Annotated in this window: 19 protein-coding genes; 5 read left to right on the forward strand and 14 right to left on the reverse strand. The window is 67.8% G+C overall.

The annotated features are described in order from the left end of the window. Positions 1–384 precede the first annotated feature (384 nt). The 11 genes from ASF16_RS18585 to ASF16_RS18635 all read right to left on the reverse strand — a co-directional run bounded on the left by ASF16_RS18585 (position 385) and on the right by ASF16_RS18635 (position 12243). The gene (locus tag ASF16_RS18585) at positions 385–1128 is read right to left on the reverse strand and encodes a 5'-methylthioadenosine/adenosylhomocysteine nucleosidase (RefSeq protein ID WP_056170825.1); all 744 of its coding nucleotides are present in this window, start codon (positions 1126–1128) and stop codon (positions 385–387) included. A 141-nt stretch (positions 1129–1269) separates the two neighbouring features. Further along, positions 1270–2637 (reverse strand): hypothetical protein, encoded by a 1368-nt coding sequence (locus ASF16_RS18590; RefSeq protein WP_056170827.1) that lies wholly within the window; start codon positions 2635–2637, stop codon positions 1270–1272. Beyond that, positions 2634–4313 (reverse strand): long-chain-fatty-acid--CoA ligase, encoded by a 1680-nt coding sequence (locus tag ASF16_RS18595; protein ID WP_056170830.1) that lies wholly within the window; start codon positions 4311–4313, stop codon positions 2634–2636. The genes ASF16_RS18590 and ASF16_RS18595 overlap by 4 nt, the downstream gene beginning before the upstream one ends. Before the next feature lie 153 nt (positions 4314–4466). Further along, a complete protein-coding gene (locus tag ASF16_RS18600; RefSeq protein WP_056170832.1) occupies positions 4467–5891 on the reverse strand; it encodes an NAD(P)(+) transhydrogenase (Re/Si-specific) subunit beta in 1425 nt (474 codons plus the stop codon). After that, entirely contained in the window at positions 5888–6217 is a 330-nt protein-coding gene (locus tag ASF16_RS18605) for an NAD(P) transhydrogenase subunit alpha (protein WP_056170836.1), read from the reverse strand. Before ASF16_RS18605 ends, ASF16_RS18600 begins: the two co-directional genes overlap by 4 nt. A 25-nt stretch (positions 6218–6242) precedes the next feature. Then, positions 6243–6782: a hypothetical protein gene (locus ASF16_RS18610; protein ID WP_056170839.1), complete on the reverse strand. Its 540-nt coding sequence runs from the start codon at positions 6780–6782 to the stop codon at positions 6243–6245. A gap of 58 nt (positions 6783–6840) precedes the next feature. Beyond that, complete coding sequence (locus tag ASF16_RS18615; RefSeq protein ID WP_235507436.1) at positions 6841–7587, reverse strand: hypothetical protein; 747 nt, start codon at positions 7585–7587, stop codon at positions 6841–6843. Then, a complete protein-coding gene (locus ASF16_RS18620; protein WP_056170843.1) occupies positions 7584–8699 on the reverse strand; it encodes a Re/Si-specific NAD(P)(+) transhydrogenase subunit alpha in 1116 nt (371 codons plus the stop codon). The genes ASF16_RS18615 and ASF16_RS18620 overlap by 4 nt, the downstream gene beginning before the upstream one ends. Before the next feature lie 268 nt (positions 8700–8967). After that, positions 8968–10032: a class II fructose-bisphosphate aldolase gene (gene fba, locus ASF16_RS18625; RefSeq protein WP_056170846.1), complete on the reverse strand. Its 1065-nt coding sequence runs from the start codon at positions 10030–10032 to the stop codon at positions 8968–8970. A gap of 97 nt (positions 10033–10129) precedes the next feature. Continuing rightward, a complete protein-coding gene (locus ASF16_RS18630; RefSeq protein WP_056170848.1) occupies positions 10130–11545 on the reverse strand; it encodes a histidine kinase dimerization/phospho-acceptor domain-containing protein in 1416 nt (471 codons plus the stop codon). Beyond that, on the reverse strand, positions 11542–12243 hold the full coding sequence (locus ASF16_RS18635) for a response regulator transcription factor (RefSeq protein ID WP_056171671.1): 702 nt from the start codon (positions 12241–12243) through the stop codon (positions 11542–11544). The genes ASF16_RS18630 and ASF16_RS18635 overlap by 4 nt, the downstream gene beginning before the upstream one ends. Before the next feature lie 82 nt (positions 12244–12325). On the opposite strand from ASF16_RS18635, the gene ASF16_RS18640 reads away from it, so the two are divergent. Next, positions 12326–13102: a phosphatase PAP2 family protein gene (locus ASF16_RS18640; protein WP_056170861.1), complete on the forward strand. Its 777-nt coding sequence runs from the start codon at positions 12326–12328 to the stop codon at positions 13100–13102. A 137-nt stretch (positions 13103–13239) separates the two neighbouring features. On the opposite strand, the gene pyk is transcribed toward ASF16_RS18640, so the two are convergent. The 3 genes from pyk to ASF16_RS18655 form a co-directional block, all read right to left on the reverse strand. Further along, positions 13240–14679 (reverse strand): pyruvate kinase, encoded by a 1440-nt coding sequence (pyk, locus tag ASF16_RS18645; protein WP_056170863.1) that lies wholly within the window; start codon positions 14677–14679, stop codon positions 13240–13242. Between the two features lie 106 nt (positions 14680–14785). Next, positions 14786–15592 carry a type II CAAX prenyl endopeptidase Rce1 family protein gene (locus ASF16_RS18650; protein WP_235507437.1) on the reverse strand — a complete coding sequence of 269 codons (807 nt, stop codon included), beginning with the start codon at positions 15590–15592 and terminating at the stop codon, positions 14786–14788. After that, a complete protein-coding gene (locus tag ASF16_RS18655) occupies positions 15589–16992 on the reverse strand; it encodes an aminopeptidase P N-terminal domain-containing protein (RefSeq protein WP_056170866.1) in 1404 nt (467 codons plus the stop codon). The genes ASF16_RS18650 and ASF16_RS18655 overlap by 4 nt, the downstream gene beginning before the upstream one ends. A 150-nt stretch (positions 16993–17142) precedes the next feature. On the opposite strand from ASF16_RS18655, the gene ASF16_RS18660 reads away from it, so the two are divergent. From ASF16_RS18660 to ASF16_RS18675, 4 genes are read left to right on the forward strand one after another with little or no spacing between them, the layout of a single operon-like run. After that, positions 17143–17655 carry a hypothetical protein gene (locus tag ASF16_RS18660; RefSeq protein ID WP_056170869.1) on the forward strand — a complete coding sequence of 171 codons (513 nt, stop codon included), beginning with the start codon at positions 17143–17145 and terminating at the stop codon, positions 17653–17655. A gap of 1 nt (position 17656) precedes the next feature. Further along, a complete protein-coding gene (locus ASF16_RS18665; protein WP_056170873.1) occupies positions 17657–18328 on the forward strand; it encodes a PspA/IM30 family protein in 672 nt (223 codons plus the stop codon). Further along, positions 18325–18957, forward strand: a complete 633-nt coding sequence (locus tag ASF16_RS18670) for a YqiJ family protein (RefSeq protein ID WP_056170875.1) — start codon at positions 18325–18327, stop codon at positions 18955–18957. Before ASF16_RS18665 ends, ASF16_RS18670 begins: the two co-directional genes overlap by 4 nt. A gap of 52 nt (positions 18958–19009) precedes the next feature. Next, positions 19010–20719 carry a flotillin family protein gene (locus ASF16_RS18675; RefSeq protein ID WP_056170878.1) on the forward strand — a complete coding sequence of 570 codons (1710 nt, stop codon included), beginning with the start codon at positions 19010–19012 and terminating at the stop codon, positions 20717–20719. Positions 20720–20774: the final 55 nt, after the last annotated feature.

Here is a 20774-nt window from a genome sequence, read left to right on the forward strand (position 1 = left end):
TCGGCGCTGAGGTGCGGCTCAGTTCCTTATCGACGCTCAGGGGCGGGGTGGGGGCTATCTTTGCCAGTCGGTCAAAGCCGATAGCCGGTACTCAGGCCCTCCACCCCAACACCTCCACCATACAAGCCGGATCCACGGTGGCGCTGGCGTTGAGGGCGGGGGGTGATTGGTGGCGCGCCCTTTGTCAGCGGAGCGCCATTCGCTACGCTCTGGCTGGGGTACCGGCGCTAGGGCACCTTCTGCGGGCGGGCTAACTGTGGTCTTGGGTGAGCTGGGTCGGAGGCTACTGGATGGAGGCGGCGGCGCACCCCTCATGAAAATACTCAGCTTCTAAGCCAAAACACCCTCTACCGCTTTTCTATAAAGCGCCAGTAGCTAGATATTTCATAGCAACTGCAACAACTTGCCGACGATGCCCTCTGCGTACCGGCTCGCCACGGTTTGGATGAACTGGGGGAAGTCGACGTGGGCGGTGTCGTCGGCGCGGTCGGAGATGGTGCGCATGGCGGCGAAGGGCACGTTGTAGTCCAGGCAGACCTGGGCCACGGCGGCGCCTTCCATTTCGACGGCGAGGACCTGGTGGCCGGCGGCGCGCAGGGCGTCGCGCAGGCGCTGCGACTCCTGGGCGCTGGAGACGAAGCGGTCGCCGCTGGCGATCAGGCCCTGGTGCACGCTGCGGACCTCGGATTGCGAAGAAAAATGGCCGCTACCGCCCATCAGGCAATCGCGAGCAGCTATCAAAAGCAGAGCAGACAATGGTGCATCGCACTCCAGCACCGCGCGTGCATAGCCGGGCAGCTCCCAGCGCGGGAACAACGGGGATGCGTCCATGTCGTGCTGCAGGTAGCTCTGCGCCACCACCACGTCGCCCACGTTCACGCCGTCACCCAGGCCGCCCGCCACGCCGGTGAACACGATGCGCGCGACGCCGAAGTGCTCGATGAGCGCCGTGGCCGTGGTGGCCGCCGCCACCTTGCCGATGCCCGAGAGCGCCAGCACGACAGACCGCCCGTGCAGTTCACCGCGCCAGAACGCGCGGCCAGCGTGGGTGATGCGCTGGGGACGCTCGAGCGCGTGGACCAGGCCGGCCTGTTCTTCGGGGAGGGCGCTGAGGATGGCGGTGGTCATGCGGTGTGAGAAATGACAGAAGAACTCAAGAACGATGGACGGACGCCAGTGGCACCCTAGCTGCCCTAGCTGCCCTAGCAGGCAGCACCGCCGGGAGCACGCGCGCCAAGGACGGCCGCTGGGGGCATGGAGACGGGACGATTATCCCGCCGCACAGACCGCCAGGCTGTGGTGGCCGGCAGCGGCCATGGTGGTGACGGGATGCGGCAGCAGCGTGATCGGCGCCCAATCGCGCAGCACATCGGCCGCATGCTCCCCTTGCCCGAGCGCGCCGGACTCGACGCGGCCAAAACCGTGCACCCCGCCCGCTGCGTCCAGCGCGAAGCCATGGCGGTCGCCGAGGAAAAAGTCCACGAACAGGTCGAGGTCCGTTTGGCGGCGCGGCACGCGGGGCGGCTCTCCGACGCTGCCAGGGTACATGTCGCGCAGCCCCACGCCGCAAGCCCAGGTGGAGCCGTCGTCCAGCCGATACACGGCCACGCCATGGCCCACCCAGACGCTGCGCACGGGGCCCGGCAACCCACCCACGGGCACAGGTGCCATCACCCGCCAGGTGTTCTTGCGCAGGGCTTCAAAACCAAGCCCGCTTTCGGTAGAGCCCCAGCCGAACACCCGACCATCGGTCAGAACCGCCAGGGCGGCAAAGCCCAGCGCGTGGATGGAGCGCACCGGCGCCAGCCCGGTGATGGGCGCAGGCACCGGGTCCGTGCGCCGCTTTCCCTGGCCCAACTCGCCTTCGTATCCATTGCCCCAAGACCACACCACACCCTGCGCATCCAGCGCATACACGGCGTCGCCTGTGGGGTGTGCGACTATGGCCAGCACCGGCGGCAAGCCAGCCACCTGCACCGGCGTTGGTGCCGGCTCTGGCAGCGCCAGGCCCTTGGGCACAGGAGTGCCCATGCGCCCGCCAGCGCCCCAGGCCCAGACGGCACCGTTGTCGTCCAGGGCAAAACCGTTGTCACTGCCCATTGCGATTTGGCGCACCGGCGGCAAGCCGGAGAGCAGCCCGGGAGTGCACACGCCCTCCATCACGGGCACAGGCGAGATGTGGACTGGAATGCTGGCCAGGAAGGCCTGCAGCTCCGCGTCGAACGCAGCGTCAGTGCCCTCGTCGGCGCCCCCGTCGGCACCCTCTTCCGCGCTCTCACAGTGCTCTTGTGCCGGTGTGAGGGTCAAGCCCGGCGTGTTGGGCGGGTTGCCTGCGGGGGCGATGCCGGGGTGGCCCCTGTCACGCAGCGCGGTGGGGAGCCAGTGGGCTTTCTCGTCCGCCGGGCGACCGCGGCCCAGCATGCCGCCCGTGTTCCAACCCCAACTCCAGACGCGACACTGCCCATCCAGCGCCAGCACGGCGGATGCGTTGGCGCACACGGACCGCACCTGGGGCACGCCGGGCACGGGCTGGGGCGTCCACTGGTCAGGGCCCGGGCCGCACCCCATCTGCCCGAGATGGTTGGCACCCCAGGCCCACAGCGTGCCGGGCTGCGCCGCGGGGACCGGGACGGTCACTTCTTGTCGCGCAGCTCGCGTCGCAGGATCTTGCCCACGGGGGTCTTGGGCAGCTCGGTGCGGAACTCGATCACGCGGGGCTGCTTGTAGCCGGTGAGCTCGGCGCGGCAGAACTCCTTGACCTGGGCTTCGGTGAGCGTGGGGTCGCGCTTGACGATGACGAGCTTGACGGCTTCGCCGGTCTTCTCGTCGGGCACGCCCACCACCGCGCATTCGAGCACGCCGGGCATCTGCGCGACCACGTCCTCGACCTCGTTGGGGTACACGTTGAAGCCCGAGACCAGCACCATGTCCTTCTTGCGGTCCACGACCTTGAAGTAGCCGCGGGCGTCCATCACGCCGATGTCGCCGGACTTGAAGTAGCCATCCTCGGTCATGACCTTGGCCGTCTCGTCCGGGCGCTGCCAGTAGCCGGCCATCACCTGCGGGCCCTTGATGGCGATCTCGCCGGGCTGGCCGAGCGTGGTGACCTCGCGGCCTTCGTCGTCCAGCAGCTTCATCCAGGTGCCGGGGATGGGCACGCCGATGGTGCCGGTGTACTCGGTGCTGGTGGTCGGGTTGCAGCTGGCCGATGGGCTGGTCTCCGACAGGCCGTAGCCTTCGCAGATGGGGCAGCCGGTCTTCTCCAGCCACAGCTTGGCCACGGCGCCCTGCACGGCCATGCCGCCGCCCACGGACACCTTGAGGTTCTTCCAGTTGACGGTGTTGAAGTCCGGGTGGTTGGCCAGGCCGTTGAACAGCGTGTTCACGGCCGGGAAGCTGTGGAACGTGTGCTTGGACAGCTCCTTGAGCACCGCGGGCAGGTCGCGTGGGTTCGGGATCAGGATGGTCTTGCCGCCCGTGCGCATGCTCAGCATCATGTTCACGGTGAACGCGAAGATGTGGTACAGCGGCAGCGCGCAGATGCTGGTGGGCTGCTCGCCGGCCGGCACCTTTTTCATGACCGGGTCGTTCCAGGCCTCGGACTGCAGCACGTTGGCGATCACGTTGCGCTGCAGCAGCACCGCGCCCTTGCTCACGCCCGTGGTGCCACCGGTGTACTGCAGCAGTGCGATGTCGTCGGGCTTGATGTCGGGCTTCTTCAGCGTGCCGCGCGTGCCCTGGGCCACCGCGTCATTGAAGCGCACGGCACCAGGCAGGTTGTAGGCGGGCACCATCTTCTTGACGTTGCGCACCACGTAGTTGACCAGCGCGCCCTTGAGCAGGCCCAGCTGGTCGCCCATGGCGCACAGCACCACGTGCTTGACGGGGGTGTTGGCAATGCAGTTCTGCAGCGTGGTCGCAAAGTTCTCGATGATGACGATGGCCTTGGAGCCGGAGTCCTTGAGCTGGTGCTCCAGCTCGCGCGGGGTGTACAGCGGGTTCACGTTGACCACCACGAAGCCGGCGCGCAGGATGGCCGCCACGGTGACGGGGTACTGCGGCACGTTGGGCATCATGATGGCCACACGGTCGCCCTTGACCAGGCCCAGGCCCTGCAGGTAGGCCGCAAACGCGCTCGACAGAGAGTCGGTCTGGGCATAGGTCACGTCCTTGCCCATGAAGCTGTAGGCCACGCGGTCGGCGTACTTGGAGAACGCTTCGTCCATGAGCGCCACGAGGGACGGGTATTGCGAGGGGTCGATATCTGCAGGCACGCCTTGCGGATAGGCGGCCAGCCAGGGGCGGTCGGTCATGGTGTCTGTCTCTCCAAACTCTTTTGAAACTGAATGCAATGAAACCCCGGCATTGTCCCTGCCGGTGCGGGTTTCGGGGGTGTGTGGTTTCCCTAGGCGCAAAGGGCTTTGCGGGTCGCCCTGCCGCCAGGGGCGCGGGAAACCGCGCGGGGTCTATTCGATGGCCTTGCCGATGTCCTCGACCACCTTCTTGGCGTCGCCAAAGACCATCATGGTCTTGTCCATGTAGAACAGTTCGTTGTCCAGGCCCGCGTAGCCCGCGGCCATGGAGCGCTTGTTCACGATCACCGTCTTGGCCTTGTAGGCCTCCAGGATGGGCATGCCGTAGATGGGGCTGCCCTTGGTGTGCGCGGCGGGGTTCACCACGTCGTTGGCACCGAGGATGATGGCCACGTCGGCCTGGCCGAACTCGCCGTTGATGTCTTCCATCTCGAACACCTGGTCGTAGGGCACCTCGGCCTCGGCCAGCAGCACGTTCATGTGGCCGGGCATGCGGCCCGCCACGGGGTGGATGGCGTACTTGACGGTGATGCCCTTTTCGGTGAGCTTGGCGGCCAGCTCCTTGACCGCATGCTGGGCGCGCGCCACGGCCAGGCCGTAGCCGGGCACGATGACCACGGTCTCGGCATTGCCCAGCACGAAGGCCGCATCGTCCGAGCTGCCGGTCTTGACGGGCCGCTGCTCCTTGGCGCCCGAAGCGGCGCTTGTCGCCTCGCCGCCGAAGCCGCCCAGGATCACGTTGAAGAACGAGCGGTTCATGGCCTTGCACATGATGTAGCTCAGGATCGCACCCGAGCTGCCCACCAGCGACCCGGCAATGATCAGCATGCTGTTGTTGAGCGAAAAGCCGATGCCCGCCGCGGCCCAGCCCGAGTAGCTGTTGAGCATGGACACCACCACCGGCATGTCGGCCCCGCCGATGGGAATGATGATGAGCACGCCCAGCACGAACGACAGCGCCAGCATGGCGAAGAAGGCCGTCCAGTTCTCGGTGAACATGAACACCAGGCCCAGCCCCACGGTGGCCAGACCCAGCACGAGGTTAAGCATGTGCTGGCCCGCGAACTGCACCGGCGCGCCCTGGAACAGGCGGAACTTGTACTTGCCCGACAGCTTGCCGAACGCGATGACCGAGCCGCTGAACGTGATGGCACCGATGGCCGCGCCCAGGAACAGCTCGAGCCGGTTGCCCGCCGGGATGGGCTGGCCCTTGGCCACGATCTGGAACGCCCAGGGTTCGGCCACGGCCGCGACCGCGATGAACACGGCGGCCAGGCCGATCATGCTGTGCATGAAGGCCACGAGCTCGGGCATCTTGGTCATCTCGACCCGCTGGGCCATGAAGGCGCCTGCAGCGCCGCCCACCACCAGCGCCCCCAGCACGTACACCATGCCCTGGGCCTTGCCGCCCGACAGCTCGACGATGAGCGCAGCGGTGGTCAGGATGGCGATCGCCATGCCCGCCATGCCGAACGCATTGCCGCGGATGGAGGTGGTGGGATGCGAGAGCCCCTTGAGCGCCTGGATGAAGCAGACGCTGGCCACCAGGTACAGCAGCGTGACGAGGTTCATGCTCATGCCTGGCCTCCTTCAGCCTTGGGGGCAGCAACCTTCTTTTCTTTTTTCTTGAACATCTCCAGCATGCGCCGCGTGACGAGGAAGCCCCCGAATACGTTGACCGCCGCCAGCGCCACCGCCAGCACCCCCATGCTCTTGCCCAGCGTGGTCTCGGTGAGCGCGGCGGCCAGCATGGCCCCCACGATCACGATGGCCGAGATGGCGTTCGTCACCGCCATCAGCGGCGTGTGCAACGCGGGCGTCACCGTCCAGACCACGTGGTAGCCCACGTAGATGGCCAGCACGAAGATAATGAGGTTGATGAGGGTGGGCGAGACGGCGTCCATGGAGAGTCCTTCGTTCAGTGCGTTTTCAGGAAGACCAGGGGCCAGAAGACGCTTTCTTCTTGGCAAAGTAAGCATCCACCGCGTCGATGAGCTGCTGCTGTGCAGCGTTGGCGGGCGGCTCGATCTGTGCGGCCGCGCGCATCACGGCCTGCAGTGTCTGCACGTGGTAGTCGGTGAACTTGTCGGCGCTGCGTTCGAACAGCACCGGCAGCTCGCGCACCTCCAGAGCCCGGCTGCGCAGCAGATGCGCGCTGGCCACCCAGAGGTTGGCGGCATCCGATTCACTGAGCTGCAGGTGTTCGCGCAGCAGGGCCTGTACGCCGGCCTTTTGCTGCACCGTGATCGCGCCGGTGGTCTGCACCGTGGCCAGGGCCATCACGGCGACGACGTCCACCGGGTGGTCCAGCGCATACAGCGGCGGCGTCTGCACTTTCTTGCGCCAGGCGCGGCGGTGAAAAAAGGTCAACGGATTGAGCCAGCCCACATCGATGCCGAAGCGGCGCAAGGCCTCCATCGCCATGGTGAACGTGATGACCAGGCCCAGAATCTGCAGAACGACACCCATGTTGAGAACTCCAGTCGGTGGGCGGTGGGAAGGCGGTAAGTGGGGGCTTGCTGCGTGCTCAGTTCGGCACGGCAAAGGGAAACGGCGGCACGGGGAAGAAGCCATCGGCCATGCCGGTGCTCACGCGAGCGGCCTCGGCCACCTTGTGGCTCCATTCCTGGGCCGGGTAGCCCGCGCGCAGGAACTCTTCGTTGTTGCTCGTCTTCGGCCGCAGCAGGCGCTGGTCGACCATCGCGTTGATCTCGACATACGAGCCGCCTTGCGTTGCAAAGCGGTAGTTCAGGTGCGAATACGGCTGCAGCGGCGTGGCCTTGTGCTCAGCCATCCAGCGCACCACACCAGGGTGGTTCTTGTCCATCCAGTCGGCATTGTTGGCCCACCGCTTGAAGCGCAGGCAGTCGATGCGCACGGGGCTGCCCTTGGCGGCGTCTTCCACGGTCATGCCTTGCTGCAGGGGGCAGCTGCCCGTCCAGAGCGTAGCGTCGCGCGGGATGTCCGTGCGGTTGGTCTGCACCAGCATCACGGCCAGCAGCTCACGGTTGGCGCCGCGCAGCGCCACAGCGCGCGTCTGCAGCGGAAACGCGCCGGGCAGCGGGTGCAGCGGGAAGGCCTCGTTCGTGGCGCCCAGGTCTTCCCACGCCACAGACGGCAGCACCACGCGCGTTCGGCCGGCGCTGTACTCGGTGGGGCCCGCGGGTATGGGTGCACAGCCGCTCACGGCCAGCACGCCACAGGCGGCCAGCAGCCAGCCACTGCGGCGGGGCGTGGCGGACAACATCTCTTGCAAATTCTTCAGCAGGCTCATGCGCGCTTTACCGTGCCCTCGTGTGCCATGAGGCAGGCGGCAACAATGTCGTCCTGCAAGTCCATGTGCAGAGCACCTTCCTTGTTGATGATGAGTTTGAGAAAGTCGAGCACGTTGCGCGCATAGAGCGCGGACGCATCGGCGGCGACGAGCGCCGGCAGATTCGTCTCGCCCACCAGCGTGACGCCGTGCTTGACCACTGTCTGGCCCGCTTCGGTGAGCGGGCAGTTGCCGCCCTGGGGGGCGGCCAAATCGACGATGACAGAACCGGCCTTCATCGACCGGACCATGTCTTCGGTCACCAGGACCGGCGCGGCGCGGCCGGGGATCAGCGCCGTGGTGATGACCACATCGGCCTGGGCCACGCGCTTGGCCACCTCGGCCTTCTGGCGGTCAAGCCAGCTTTGCGGCATGGGCCGCGCATAGCCGCCCACACCCTCGGCCGCGTCTTTTTCTTCCTGCGTCTCGTAGGGCACGTCGATGAACTTGGCGCCCAGCGATTCGACCTGTTCCTTCACGCTGGGGCGAACGTCCGATGCCTCGATGACAGCCCCCAACCGCTTGGCGGTGGCGATCGCCTGCAAGCCCGCCACGCCCACGCCCAGGATCACGACACGCGCGGCCTTGACGGTGCCAGCCGCGGTCATGAGCATGGGGAAGAAGCGCTGGTAGCGGTCGGCCGCAATGATCACGGCCTTGTAGCCGGCGATGTTGGCCTGGGAGGACAACACGTCCATGCTTTGCGCCCGGGTGGTGCGCGGTGCGGCCTCCAGGGCGTAGGCGGTGACGCCCGCGCTGGCCAGCCGCTGCAGGCCCGCGGCGTCGAAGGGGTTGAGCATGCCCACCACGGTGGCGCCCGCACGCAGGCGGGGAGCTTCGGCGTCCGAGGGGGTGCGCACCTTGAGCACCAGGTCGGCGCCCCAGGCGCCAGCCGCGTCGGAGATTTCAGCGCCGGCGGCTTCGTAGGCGGCGTCCGTGACGCTGGCGGCCACACCCGCACCCGACTCGATGCGCAGGGTGTGGCCCTGCGCCTTCAGCTTCTTGACCGTCTCGGGCGTCACGGCGACCCGGGTCTCTCCTGCCATCGATTCCGCAGGCACACCAATCAGCATGTCATCTCCTCGGTGAGGGTCAGTGGAATTACTTACTGACCACGAGCTTACATGAAGAATTTCTCATGACTGTCGCCTTTGTCTGATGTAGAGGGAACTCCCCACCCCTGCAAAGGATCGCGTGCCACGCAAGGTGCCGAGTGTGCACGCTAATTCGCGACAGCCTGCCGTTGGCGTCCAGGGAACAGACCGCACAGGCCGTAAAAAAGCCCGGCCGCCTTGTGTGCAACCGGGCTCCCAGGCGGCAGTCAGTACCGCGCGCCGTCGGTCAGTTCACCACCTGCGCCAGCGCGCCGGATGCGTACTGACGGGCCACGTCCTGCAGGCTGTGGCCCTTGATCTTGGGGCCCTGGCCTTCGCAGCCGAACTCGAGGTAGCGCGCCTTGCAGACCTGCTTGGCGGCTTCGCGGGCGGGCTTGAGCCATTCGCGCGCGTCGAACTTGTCGGGGTTCTCGGCCAGGAACTTGCGCACCGCGCCGGTCATGGCCAGGCGGATGTCGGTGTCGATGTTGATCTTGCGCACGCCGAACTTGATGGCTTCCTGGATCTCCTCGACCGGCACGCCGTAGGTTTCCTTCATCTTGCCGCCGTACTGGTTGATGATGGCCAGCAGCTCCGCAGGCACCGACGACGAGCCGTGCATCACCAGGTGGGTGTTGGGAATGCGCTGGTGGATTTCCTTCACGCGGCTGATGGCCAGGATGTCGCCGGTGGGCTTGCGGCTGAACTTGTAGGCGCCGTGGCTGGTGCCGATGGCAATGGCCAGGGCATCGAGCTGCGTGGCCTTGACGAACGTGGCTGCCTCTTCGGGGTCGGTCAGCATCTGGCTGTGGTCGAGCTTCACGTCGGCGCCGATGCCGTCTTCCTCGCCGGCTTCACCGGTTTCGAGGTTGCCCAGGCAACCCAGCTCGCCCTCCACCGTCACGCCCACCTTGTGGGCCATCTCGACGACCTTGCGGGTCACTTCCACGTTGTATTCGAAGGACGAAGGCGTCTTGCCGTCTTCCATCAACGAGCCGTCCATCATCACCGAGCCGAAGCCCAGGTCGATGGCGCCGGAGCAGATCTTGGGCGAGGTGCCGTGGTCCTGGTGCATCACCAGCGGGATGTGCGGAAAGGCCTCGACTGCAGCCTGGATCAGGTGCTTGATGAAGGGCTCGCCGGCGTATTTGCGGGCACCGGCACTGGCCTGCAGGATGACCGGCGCGCCCACTTCGTCGGCGGCGGCCATCACGGCCTGGACCTGCTCCAGGTTGTTGACGTTGAAGGCAGGGATGCCGTAGCTGTGGGCGGCGGCATGGTCGAGCAGTTCGCGCATCGAAACGAGGGGCATGGTCGTGATGTCCGTTCAAGTGGGTGAGAGTTCGCAGTCGGCCTGGTGGGGCCAGACGGGGACCTGGGCGGTGGTAACCGCTTGGTAACTCGCAATTTTAACCGGCGAGCATGACGGCGGCTTCGGGCAAATCCAACCGGTAGCAGGTGGTAAAGGGCGCATGGGCCTCGGCCTTGCCGAAGTGACCGCCATGGATGTCCGCCACACGCCGCAGGATTTCATGGCCCAGGTGCAGGCTGTCCCGCTGCGCCGCTGGTGCTGCGCCGTCACCGTCACTGCGGCTGCGCGCACCGTCATCGCTGATCTGCAGCCAGGCGCCGCCCGCGCCATCGGCCACCCCCAGCTGCACCGCAATGCTGGTGCCCTCGGGCGTGTGCTTGAGCGCGTTTTCCACCAGGTTGCGCAGCGCCATCTCCAGCAGCACCGCGTGGCCGGGCACCACCAGCGACGGAGGGGCCGACAGCGCGATCTCGTCGCCGCGCTGCCAGGCGGCCTGCGCATAGTCGGCGCACACGGCGCGCGCCAGCGCACTCACATCCACCGGGGCCTTCACCTCGTGCAGCTCTGCGCGGCTTGCGCGTGCCAGGGCCAGCAACTGGTTGAGCACGTGGCCGGCCCGGAGGGCATCTTCGCCAATGCGCGCAACCGCCTGCTGCCGCGCCGCATCGTCCAGGTCTCCGCCCAGGGCACTGGCCTGCAGCGCGATGGATGACAGCGGCGTGCGCAGTTCGTGGGCCACCTCGTTGGCCAGGCGCCGCTCGCGCACCATCGCGGCCTGCTGGCGGTCCAGCAGGGTGTTGATGGAAGCCACCACTGATTCGAACTCGCTCCACGCGTGGCGCGACGCCAGGCGCTGCGTGCTGGCCGGGTCAAGCGCCGCCACATCGGCGGACAGCGCATACAGGGGCCGCAAGCCCCGCCACAGCGCAAGGCCGAGTGCCAGCGACACCACGGGCAGCAGCCACAGGCCGGGCTCGATCATCTGCTCGGCGATGTCTTCGGCCAGCTCGTCGCGCTCGCGCAACTCCAGCAGCACCGTGATCCGGCGGGTGCGCGCCGCGTCCCATTGAGAAAAGCTGCGCCACACTGCACCGTCGGGGCCGAGGGTCATGCTGGCAAAACCGTCGTCGCCGCGAAACGACGGCAGCGGCGCCGCGCCCGTGTGGTGCAGCAATCGGCCCTGCGCATCCCATTGCACGACGCTCAGCGACTGCTGGTAGTCGTGCGACTTGAGCCAGGGGGTGGCCGCGCGCGGAGTGATCTGCGGCTCTTCCATGGCCTCGGATGCCCGCAGGTTGAGCAGCAGGGCGGCCACGCTGGCCAGATGCCCGTCGGTCAGCTCGTCGGCCTCGTGCACACCCGTCTGGTAGCCGATCAGCACGAAGCTGGCCCACACCAGCGCCAACGCGCCCAGCGACCACAGCAGCAGCTGGCGGGTCAGCGACGCACGGCGAACGGAGGCCACCGGGCTGGCAGGTGCAGGTGCAGATGCAGGTGCAGGTGCGTTCGTCATGCGGCGTCCTGGGGCATGAAGTAGCCCACGCCGCGCATGGTCTGGATGCAGGTGCTGCCCAGCTTGCGGCGCAGGTGGTGGATGTGGACCTCCACCGCATTGCTCTCGATGGCCGCGTCCCAGCTGTACAGCCGCTCTTCGATCTGCGGGCGCGACAGCACGCGGCCGCGCGCCTGCAGCAGCACCAGCAGCACCGAGAACTCCCGCGGCGACATCTCCACCGGCTTGCCGTCCCGGCGCACCGAGCGCGCCGCGGGGTCCACCTCGATATCGCCATAGCGGATGGTGGGCGACGCGCGGCCCACGGCCCGGCGCAGCAGTGCACGCAGCCGGGCATCGAGTTCGTCCACGTCGAAAGGCTTGGCCAGGTAATCGTCGGCCCCCAGGTCCAGCCCTGCGATGCGCTCATGCACCTGGTCGCGCGCGGTGACGATCAGCACCGGGGTGGCCGGGTCCGGCAGCACGGCGGGCGCGGAGCTGTCGGCCACCGGGCTCAGGCGCAGGCGCCGCAGCAGCTCGCTGCCGTCGCCGTCCTTCAGGCCCAGGTCCAGCAGCACGGCGTCGAACCGCTCGGCGCGCAAGGCGCTCCACGCGCTGGCCACGCCGTCGCACACGTCCACCGCATAGCCGCGCTGCTGAAGGTTGGTGCGCAGGCCACTGGCAATGCCTGCATCGTCTTCGACCACAAGGATTCGCATGCGGGCATTGTCGCCGGGCTGGCCGGCTTTGCGAGCGGGCGTCATTAAGACGGCGTTAAGTGCGGCCGCCTAAGGTCCGCCCATGTTTCGAGCCACGCCCCCTTCCTATTCCGCTTCCCCGTTCTCGTCCTCTTCCTCGTCCTCTTCAGACGCTGCCCGCCACCGCGCCACCTGGTGGTGGACGCTCGGGGCCTTGGCGTGCGTGGTGGCCTGGGACGCAGCCGGGCAGGACCTGCAGGCGGCCCACCTGTTCGGCACGGGCTCCGGCTTTCCGATGCGCGACCATTGGCTGCTGGTGCAGGTGCTGCACGAAGGCGCACGCTACCTGGCGTGGCTGGTGGCATTGCTGCTGGCGCTGGGCGTGTGGTGGCCGTGGGGCATGCTGCGGCGACTGGACACGGCCGGGCGGCTGCAGATCGCGGCGAGCGCGCTGCTGGCGCTGGCAGTGGTCAGCGTGATGAAGAACCTCAGCACCACCAGCTGCCCGTGGGATCTGGCGGAGTTCGGCGGCGTGGCACGCCATGCCTCGCACTGGGCGCTGGGCACGCTCGACGGCGGCAGCGGACGGTGCTTTCCGGCGGGCCACGCGTCGGCAGGTTTTGCGTTTGTCGGCGGCTACTTTGCGCTGAGGCGGACGGAGCCTGGCGCGGCCCGTTGGTGGCTGGGCGCCGCCATGGCTGCGGGTTTTGTGCTGGGCGGCGCGCAGCAGATGCGGGGCGCCCACTTCATGAGCCACACACTGTGGACGGGCTGGCTGTGCTGGACCACCGGCTGGATCTGCGACATGGCGGCCACCGCGCTGCGCCAGCGCCTGTCGGCCTGGGTGGGCGGGCCCGTCGGCACCGGGGCGGCGTCTTAGCTGCGGGATGGCTGCCCGGGCTGGGCCGGCAAAACGGGCAGTTCCTCAAGCCCGTAGGCGGTAGGACCGATGGCTCGCCACCAACCGATCTGCCGCAGGCTTGCAGCCCCCGGCCATCCATCGGCCGTCGGCGGGGATCAACCGGCCACGCAGATCTTCAGCATGTTGGTGCCGCCCGGCGCGCCCATGGGCTCGCCGCAGGTGATCGCGTACACGTCGCCCTTTTGCACGATGTTGCGACTCTTGAGGTGTCGCTCGGCCTGCTCCAACGCGGTGTCGCGGTCTGCGCTGGTGTCCATGAGCAGCGGGCGCACGTTGCGGTACATGGCCATCTTGCGCTGCGTGGCGACCTTGGGCGTCAGCGCGTAGATCGGGATGTCGATGCTGTGGCGGCTCATCCACAGCGCCGTGGCGCCGCTGTCCGTCATGGCCACGATGGCCTTGGCGCCCAGGTGGTGGGCGGTGAACAGCGCACCCATGGCGATGGACTGGTCGATCCGGCCAAAGGTCTGGCCCGTGAAGTCGGCGTCGAGCTGGTGGTCTTCGGCCGCTTCGGCGGCGGCGCAGATGGTGGCCATTTCTTCCACGGTCTCGAGCGGGTAACGGCCGGCAGCCGTTTCGGCGCTCAGCATCACGGCGTCGGTGCCGTCCAGCACCGCATTGGCCACGTCGCTCACCTCGGCGCGCGTGGGCACGGGGTTGGTGATCATGCTCTCCATCATCTGCGTGGCGGTGATCACGACCTTGTCCAGCTCGCGCGCCATGCGGATCATCTTCTTTTGCAGCGCCGGCACGGCCGCGTTGCCCACTTCCACGGCCAGGTCGCCGCGGGCCACCATGATGCCGTCGCTCACGCGCAGGATGGACTCCAGGTGCGGGATGGCCTCGGCACGCTCGATCTTGGCGATCAGGCCCGGCTTGTGGCGGTACTCGGACGCGGCCACGTTGCACAGCTGGCGCGCCATCTCCATGTCGGTCGCGTTCTTCGGAAAGCTCACGGCCACGTAGTCGGCCTGAAAGCTCATCGCCGTGCGGATGTCCTCCATGTCCTTGGCCGTGAGGGCCGGCGCCGTGAGGCCCCCGCCCTTCTTGTTGATGCCCTTGTTGTTGGACAGCTCGCCGCCCACCTTCACGGTGGTGTGGACTTCTTCGCCGCGCACCGCATCCACCGTGAGGACGATGAGGCCGTCGTTGAGCAGCAGCAGGTCACCCGCTTTCACATCGCGCGGCAGCTCCTTGTAATCGAGGCCCACGCCTTCGATATCGCCCGGCTCGGTGCGCGATGCGTCCAGCACGAACTTGGCGCCGTGCTCGAGCTGCACCTTGCCCTCGGCGAACTTGCCCACGCGGATCTTGGGGCCCTGCAGGTCGGCCATGATGGCGACCTCGCGGCCTGCGCGCTGGGCGGCAGCGCGCACCGTAGCGGCGCGGTCGATGTGGTCTTGCGCCTTGCCATGGCTGAAGTTCAGCCGCACCACGTTCACGCCCGCGCGGATCATGGCCTCCAGCAGTGCCGGGTCGCTCGATGCGGGGCCCAGGGTGGCAACAATCTTGGTGGCGCGGCGGGTACTGGGCATGGTTTTGTCTCTTTCTTTGTGTGGCGGATGTAATCGAATTTCAATTCTCACACGAAGCGGTTACGGGCCGGTTACCTCTCGGAAACCCCTGCTGAGCGGTGCGGAGTTACAGCAACGGTTGCGAGAGCAGATGGGCCAGCACGTGTGCGATGACGGCAGCCTCCAGGCCCTGGCGCGCAAAGAGCCAGCCCGCCACCAGCCCGAACGCCGTGTTGCCCACCAGCACAAAGGCGATGACCGGCACCGTCAGCACGCCCGCCATGGCCTGCGCCGCCGGCAGGTGCCCCAGCGCAAACAGCAGTGCGCTGACCAAAACCGCAACGCCCACCACGCCGCCGCCCGGACGACCCAGGCCGCGCTGCGCGATGCGCCAGCCCAGCCACAGCAGCAGCGTCATCACCCCCCAGCGCACCAGCAGCTCTTCGGTCACACCGCCGTACAGCAGCTTGACCACCAGGGGCATCGCGCTGCCCGGGTCCGACGGTTTCAGCGCTTCCGGCGCCAGCCGCGACAGCGCCCAGAGCCAGGCGGCGCCGGCCACACCGCCCAGCACGCCCGGCAGCCACTGCGCGCGCAGCACCGGGCCCACGGGCTGCCCGGCCAGCCATGCCGATACCGCCGGTGCCGTGAGCCCGACACGCGGCGCCAGCCACACGCCCACGCCCACGGCCAACGCCAGCAGCACCGCGGTCTGCAGCCCGCTGAGCAGCACGATGGCCCACAGCGGCAGCGGAAACATCGCCGCGTTGGCGGCCAGGGGCGGCAGCAGCGCCCACACCACGGCCACTACGCCGGGTAGGCCCAGCAGCCACAGGGCCCCGGCCAGCCGCCACCTGGAGACTTTCGAAGACGGCTCCGGCGGGCTCGCCGGCACGTCGTCGCGCGCGGTGCTGCCGAGCGGTTGCGGGTTCAAGCGCTGTCGCGCATCAGCGCTTCGATCTCGTCGGCCTTCACGGGCACGCCGCGGGTGATCAGCTCGCAGCCCGCGTCATTGACGATCGCATCGTCCTCGATGCGGATGCCGATGTTGTGGAACTGCGCGGGCACCCCGTCGGCCGGGCGCACGTAGATGCCGGGCTCGATGGTGAGCACCATGCCCGGGCGCAGCACGCGGCTCGGGCGGTTGGTGATGGTCTCGCCGGACAGCGGGTCCCTGCGCTCGCTCACCTGGCCCACCTCGCCGGGCTCCACGTAGCTGCCGCAGTCGTGCACGTCCATGCCCAGCCAGTGGCCGGTGCGGTGCATGTAGAACTGGAAGTACGCGCGCGTGTCGATCACGTCCTGCGCGCTGCCCACCTGGTTGCGGTCCAGCAGGCCCAGGTCCAGCATGCCCTGCGCCAGCACGGCCACGGTGGCGTCGTGCGGGTCATTGAAGCGCGCGCCCGCCTTGGTGGCCGCCACGGCCGCGTCCTGGCTGGCCAGCACCAGGTCGTACAGCGCGCGCTGCGGCCCGGTGAAGCGGCCGTTGGCCGGGAAGGTGCGTGTGATGTCGCTGGCGTAGCCGTCGAGCTCGCAACCCGCGTCGATGAGCACCAGCTCGCCGTCGCGCACCGGGGCGGCGTCAGCGCGGTAGTGCAGCACGCAGGCGTTGGCCCCGGCCGCCACGATGGAGCTGTACGCCGGGTACTGCGAGCCCTCGTCGCGGAATGCGTGCAGCAGCTCGGCATCCAGGTGGTATTCGCGCACGTCCTGCCCGGCGCGCAGCATGCGGGCCGAGCGCTGCATGGCGCGGATGTGCGCCCGGGCACTGATGTCGCTGGCGCGGCGCATGATGTCCTGCTCGTGCGCATCCTTGATGAGCCGCATCTCGTCGAGCAGCGTGCACACATCGTTCTGCTCGGCCGGGCACAGCGCGCCGTAGCGCACCCGCGCCCGCACCGCGTTCAGCCAGCCCTCCACCCGCGCCGCCAGGCCGGCGTGCGTGGCAAAGGGGTACCACACGCAACTGCGGTTCTCCAGCAGCCGGGGCAGCTTGGCATCGAGCTCGGCGATGGAATGCGCCGCATCCACCCCCAGGCCGCCCGGTGCCGCCGCGGGGCCTAGCCGGTAGCCGTCCCAGATCTCGCGCTCCAGGTCCTTGGGTTGGCAAAACAGCGTGCTGCGGCCGTCCGCCGCCACCACCAGGCAGGCGCCGGGCTCGATGAAACCGGTCAGGTAATAGAAATAGCTGTCGTGCCGGAACAAAAAGTCCGTGTCCCGGTTGCGCGGCCGCTCGGGCGCGGTGGGGATGATGGCGATGCCCCCGGCGCCCAACTGGGCAGCAAGGCGCGCGCGGCGCTGGGCGTAGATGGAATGCGAGGACGTTGAGCTCATCCGCTATTTTTATCGCGAAACCATGGCCGGACGCGGGGCAGTGACATCTGCCGATCCAACAATTCCAAAAATCCCTCCGCACCCCTCCTGTCTGTTGACAAACGAATTCAAATGAATACCATCGCATTCAACACTGCATGAGGTTCACACATGTCCGCCACGCCCACCACCACCATGGAGCCCCTTTCCGCCCGGATACCGAGCGACCTTTACCTGTGGCTGGCCCAGCTGCAGGTCGAGGGCGCCACCACGAACAGCGACAAGCTGCGCGTGCTGCTGGGCCAGCTCAAGCGCCACCACGACGGTGCGCTGGACTATGTCGCCGCGCATGCCTGGGCGCGGGACATCACCGGGCGGCTGCGCGAATCGCTGGTGCGCACCGAAGGCCAGACGGGGCGGCATTCCGATGTGCTCAACGCCATGCTGGACCATGTCACCACCTGCCTGGCGATCATCGTGAGCAACGCCCCCGCCTCCGAGCAGGAGGCCTCCCGGCTGGAAGACCTGCTGGTGCGCCGGGGCTTCGCGCTCAGTGAGATGCTGCTGCGCCAGGCGACCACCAGCCAGGCGAGCGCCTACGATCCGGCCGTCGTGCAGCGGCATGCGGCAGCGACACTGGAGCTGGCCCGCACCATTCACCCCCCTGTTTCAAAAGGAGCTTGAGATGGCAGATTCCCTGAAGACCCGCGTTGGACGCGTGATCACCGGCAGCGTCCACGCGCTGGTGGACCACCTGGAGAACCAGGCCCCCGTGGCCGTGATGGAGCAGTCGCTGCGCGAGGCCGATGCCGTCATCGGCGAGGTCCGCCACGAACTGGGCCTGGCCAGCGCCAACCGGCACCTGGCCCAGCAGCAGCACGCCAACCTCAACGGCCAGCACGGCAAGCTCGGCGAGCAGATCGAGCAGGCCCTGGCCGCAGGCCGCGAGGATCTGGCACGCGCTGCGGTGGCCCGCCAGCTCGACATCGAGGCGCAGATCCCCGTGCTGGAGACCACGCTGGCAGAGCTGGCGCGGCAGGAGAGCGAGCTCACCGGCTACGTGGCCGCGCTGCTGGCCAAGCAGCGCGAAATGGCCGAAGCGCTCGAAGCCTTCCGCAAGAGCCGCGCCAGCGCCGTGCCATCCGCTGCTGCGCAGCCTGGCGGTGCCAACCCGGCGCAGCGCATGGAGGCGGTGGCTGGCGCGTTCGACCGCGTCTACGCCCGCCAGACCGGCCTGTCGGGCACGGACCGCAGCAATACGCTGGACCAGGCCGCCAAGCTCAAGGAGCTCGATGACCTGGTGCGCGACAACAAGATCGCCGAGCGCATGGCACAACTGAGGGCCGTCAAGTCGTGATCGTCGGCCTGTTCACCGCCCCGGAGACCTGGCCCTTCGGCGTGGCCTTTGCGCTCATCGTCGGCATTGCGCTGATCGAGGGCCTGGGCATGCTGATCTCGCTGAGCCCCAGCAACTGGATCGACGACCTGCTGCCCGACGTGCATGGAGAAAGCGGCCTGGACCGGGTGCTGGGCTGGCTGCACCTGGGCAAGGTGCCTTCGCTGGTGCTGATGGTGCTGTTCCTTGCGGGCTACGCCGTGTTCGGCTACAGCCTGCAGAAGGTCGCGCACGGCCTGCTGGGGTTTTACCTGCCGGTGTGGGTCGCAGGCCTTGCGGCCGTGGCCCCGGGTATGGCCACGGTACGCAGCCTGGGCGCGCTCATCGCCCACATCATCCCGCGCGACGAGACCTCGGCCGTGAGCGAGATGTCGCTCATCGGCCGCCCGGGCGTCGTCTCCGCCGGTGCGGCGCGCCGCGGCCTGGCCGCGCAGGCCCGCGTGCGCGACACGCATGGCCGCACCCACTACCTGATGGTGGAGCCCGATGTGGATGACGAGGTCTTCGACGAAGGCGCGCAGATCCTCATCGTGCGCAAGGTGGGCGCCTTCTACCGCTGCATCGCCAACCCGCATCCAGCGCTGATGTAGCCCCGCTGATCACCCAAATCCAACAGACATCCAAAGAGGGAGAACCTAGAAAATGACCAACCTGATCGAAATGGGCACCATCGCAGGCATTGCCCTGCTGGCCCTGCTGACCATCGGCATCGTGTTTTCGCGCCTGTACAAGCGCTCCACCAAAGAGACGGCCTTCGTGCGCACGGGCCTGGGCGGCCAGAAGGTCATCATGGACGGCGGCGCCATCCTGCTGCCGGTGTTTCACGAGCGCGTGCTGGTGAACATGAACACCCTGAAGCTCGAAGTGGTGCGCCGCGCCAAGGAAAGCCTGATCACCAAGGACCGCATGCGCGTGGACGTGACCGCCGCCTTCTTCGTGCGCGTCAAGCAGACCGAAGAGGCCGTGAGCATCGCCGCCCAGACGCTGGGCGCCCGCACCATGAGCCCCGAGGAGCTCAAGGCGCTGGTGGAAGACAAGTTCGTCGACTCGCTGCGCGCCACCGCCGCCACCATGACCATCCAGGAGCTGCAGGACAAGCGCCGCGACTTCGTGCAGGCCGTGCAGAACGCCGTGGCCGAAGACCTGGAGAAGAACGGCCTGGAGCTTGAATCCGTCTCGCTTACCAGCCTGGACCAGACCGAAAAGCAGTTTTTCAACCCCAACAACGCCTTCGACGCCGAGGGCCTGACGCGCCTGACCGAGCAGACCGAGGCACGCCGCAAGCAGCGCAACGACGTGGAGCAGGACACCGAAGTGCAGGTGCGTACCAAGGACCTGGAAGCCACCCGCCAGAAGCTCACCATTGAGAAGGACCAGGAGTTCGCGTCGCTGTCGCAAAAGCGCGAGATCGAGAACTCCCGCGCCGAGCAGGCCGCCCTCATCGCCACGCAACAGGCCGAGCGCAACCGCGAGGCCGAGGCCGCCAAGATCGAAGCCGAGCGCCAGGTGAGCCAAAAGCGCATCGAGGCCGAGCGCGAGATCAAGGCTGCCGAGATCGAAAAGAACCTGGTCATCCAGACCCGCGAGATCGAACTGGAACGCCACACCGAGACCAAGCGCGCCGAGCAGCGCAAGCAGGTGGAAATCGCCCGCCAGGACACGCAGATCGCCATTGCCACCAAGTCGCGCGAGCAATCGGATGCGGACGCCGCCGCCAACCTGGCCCGCGCAGAGGCCGTGAAAGCCGAAGAAGCCGTGAACACCGCGCGCCAGGTGGCCGTGGCCGAGCGTGACAAGAGCATCCAGCTGATCGAGGCGTCGAAAGACGCCGAGCAGAACGCCATTTCCGTTCGCGTGTCCGCGTCGGCCGAAAAGGAAGCGGCGATGGACCGCGCCGAAGCGATCACCATCGAGGCCCGCGCCCGCCAGGCGGCGGCCCTGGCCGAGGCCGAAGGCAAGCGCGCTCTGAACGAAGCGCTCAACACCTTGTCTGCAGCGCAGGTGGACCTGCAGGTGCGCAGCCTGCTGCTGCAGCAACTGCCGCAGATCATCGAGCAGGCCGTGCGCCCCATGGAGAAGATCGACTCGATCCGCATCGTTCAGGTGGGCGGCATGCCCGGCAGCCAAGGCGGCCAGGGCCCAGCGGCAGGCGGCAATGGAGCGCAGGGCACCTTCCCGGAGCAGGTCATGAACTCGGCCCTGCAGTACCAGATCGCCAAGCCCATCGTCGATGCGGTGATGAAGGACGCAGGCTTGTCCAACGAAGGCATCACCGGCATGGCGCAGAGCCTGGCAGGCATGCTGGGCGGACAGCCGACGGCCGAGCGCGCTGCCGCCCGGCCCGCAGAGTAAGCGGCAAGGTCAGAAGCCGCGGACGCTGCCCGCCGCCGACCGAGCAGGCCGGGCG

The sequence above is a fragment of the Acidovorax sp. Leaf78 genome (assembly GCF_001422735.1).
Taxonomy (GTDB): Bacteria; Pseudomonadota; Gammaproteobacteria; order Burkholderiales; family Burkholderiaceae_C; genus Acidovorax.

Coding starts and splice junctions, on each gene's coding strand:
- ASF16_RS18585 (WP_056170825.1), bottom strand. CDS start 1,128: ATGACCACCGCCATCCTCAGCGCCCTCCCCGAAGAACAGGCCGGCCTG.
- ASF16_RS18595 (WP_056170830.1), bottom strand. CDS start 4,313: ATGACCGACCGCCCCTGGCTGGCCGCCTATCCGCAAGGCGTGCCTGCA.
- ASF16_RS18600 (WP_056170832.1), bottom strand. CDS start 5,891: ATGAGCATGAACCTCGTCACGCTGCTGTACCTGGTGGCCAGCGTCTGC.
- ASF16_RS18605 (WP_056170836.1), bottom strand. CDS start 6,217: ATGGACGCCGTCTCGCCCACCCTCATCAACCTCATTATCTTCGTGCTG.
- ASF16_RS18610 (WP_056170839.1), bottom strand. CDS start 6,782: ATGGGTGTCGTTCTGCAGATTCTGGGCCTGGTCATCACGTTCACCATG.
- ASF16_RS18615 (WP_235507436.1), bottom strand. CDS start 7,587: ATGAGCCTGCTGAAGAATTTGCAAGAGATGTTGTCCGCCACGCCCCGC.
- ASF16_RS18620 (WP_056170843.1), bottom strand. CDS start 8,699: ATGCTGATTGGTGTGCCTGCGGAATCGATGGCAGGAGAGACCCGGGTC.
- fba (WP_056170846.1), bottom strand. CDS start 10,032: ATGCCCCTCGTTTCGATGCGCGAACTGCTCGACCATGCCGCCGCCCAC.
- ASF16_RS18630 (WP_056170848.1), bottom strand. CDS start 11,545: ATGACGAACGCACCTGCACCTGCATCTGCACCTGCACCTGCCAGCCCG.
- ASF16_RS18635 (WP_056171671.1), bottom strand. CDS start 12,243: ATGCGAATCCTTGTGGTCGAAGACGATGCAGGCATTGCCAGTGGCCTG.
- ASF16_RS18640 (WP_056170861.1), top strand. CDS start 12,326: ATGTTTCGAGCCACGCCCCCTTCCTATTCCGCTTCCCCGTTCTCGTCC.
- pyk (WP_056170863.1), bottom strand. CDS start 14,679: ATGCCCAGTACCCGCCGCGCCACCAAGATTGTTGCCACCCTGGGCCCC.
- ASF16_RS18655 (WP_056170866.1), bottom strand. CDS start 16,992: ATGAGCTCAACGTCCTCGCATTCCATCTACGCCCAGCGCCGCGCGCGC.
- ASF16_RS18660 (WP_056170869.1), top strand. CDS start 17,143: ATGTCCGCCACGCCCACCACCACCATGGAGCCCCTTTCCGCCCGGATA.
- ASF16_RS18665 (WP_056170873.1), top strand. CDS start 17,657: ATGGCAGATTCCCTGAAGACCCGCGTTGGACGCGTGATCACCGGCAGC.
- ASF16_RS18675 (WP_056170878.1), top strand. CDS start 19,010: ATGACCAACCTGATCGAAATGGGCACCATCGCAGGCATTGCCCTGCTG.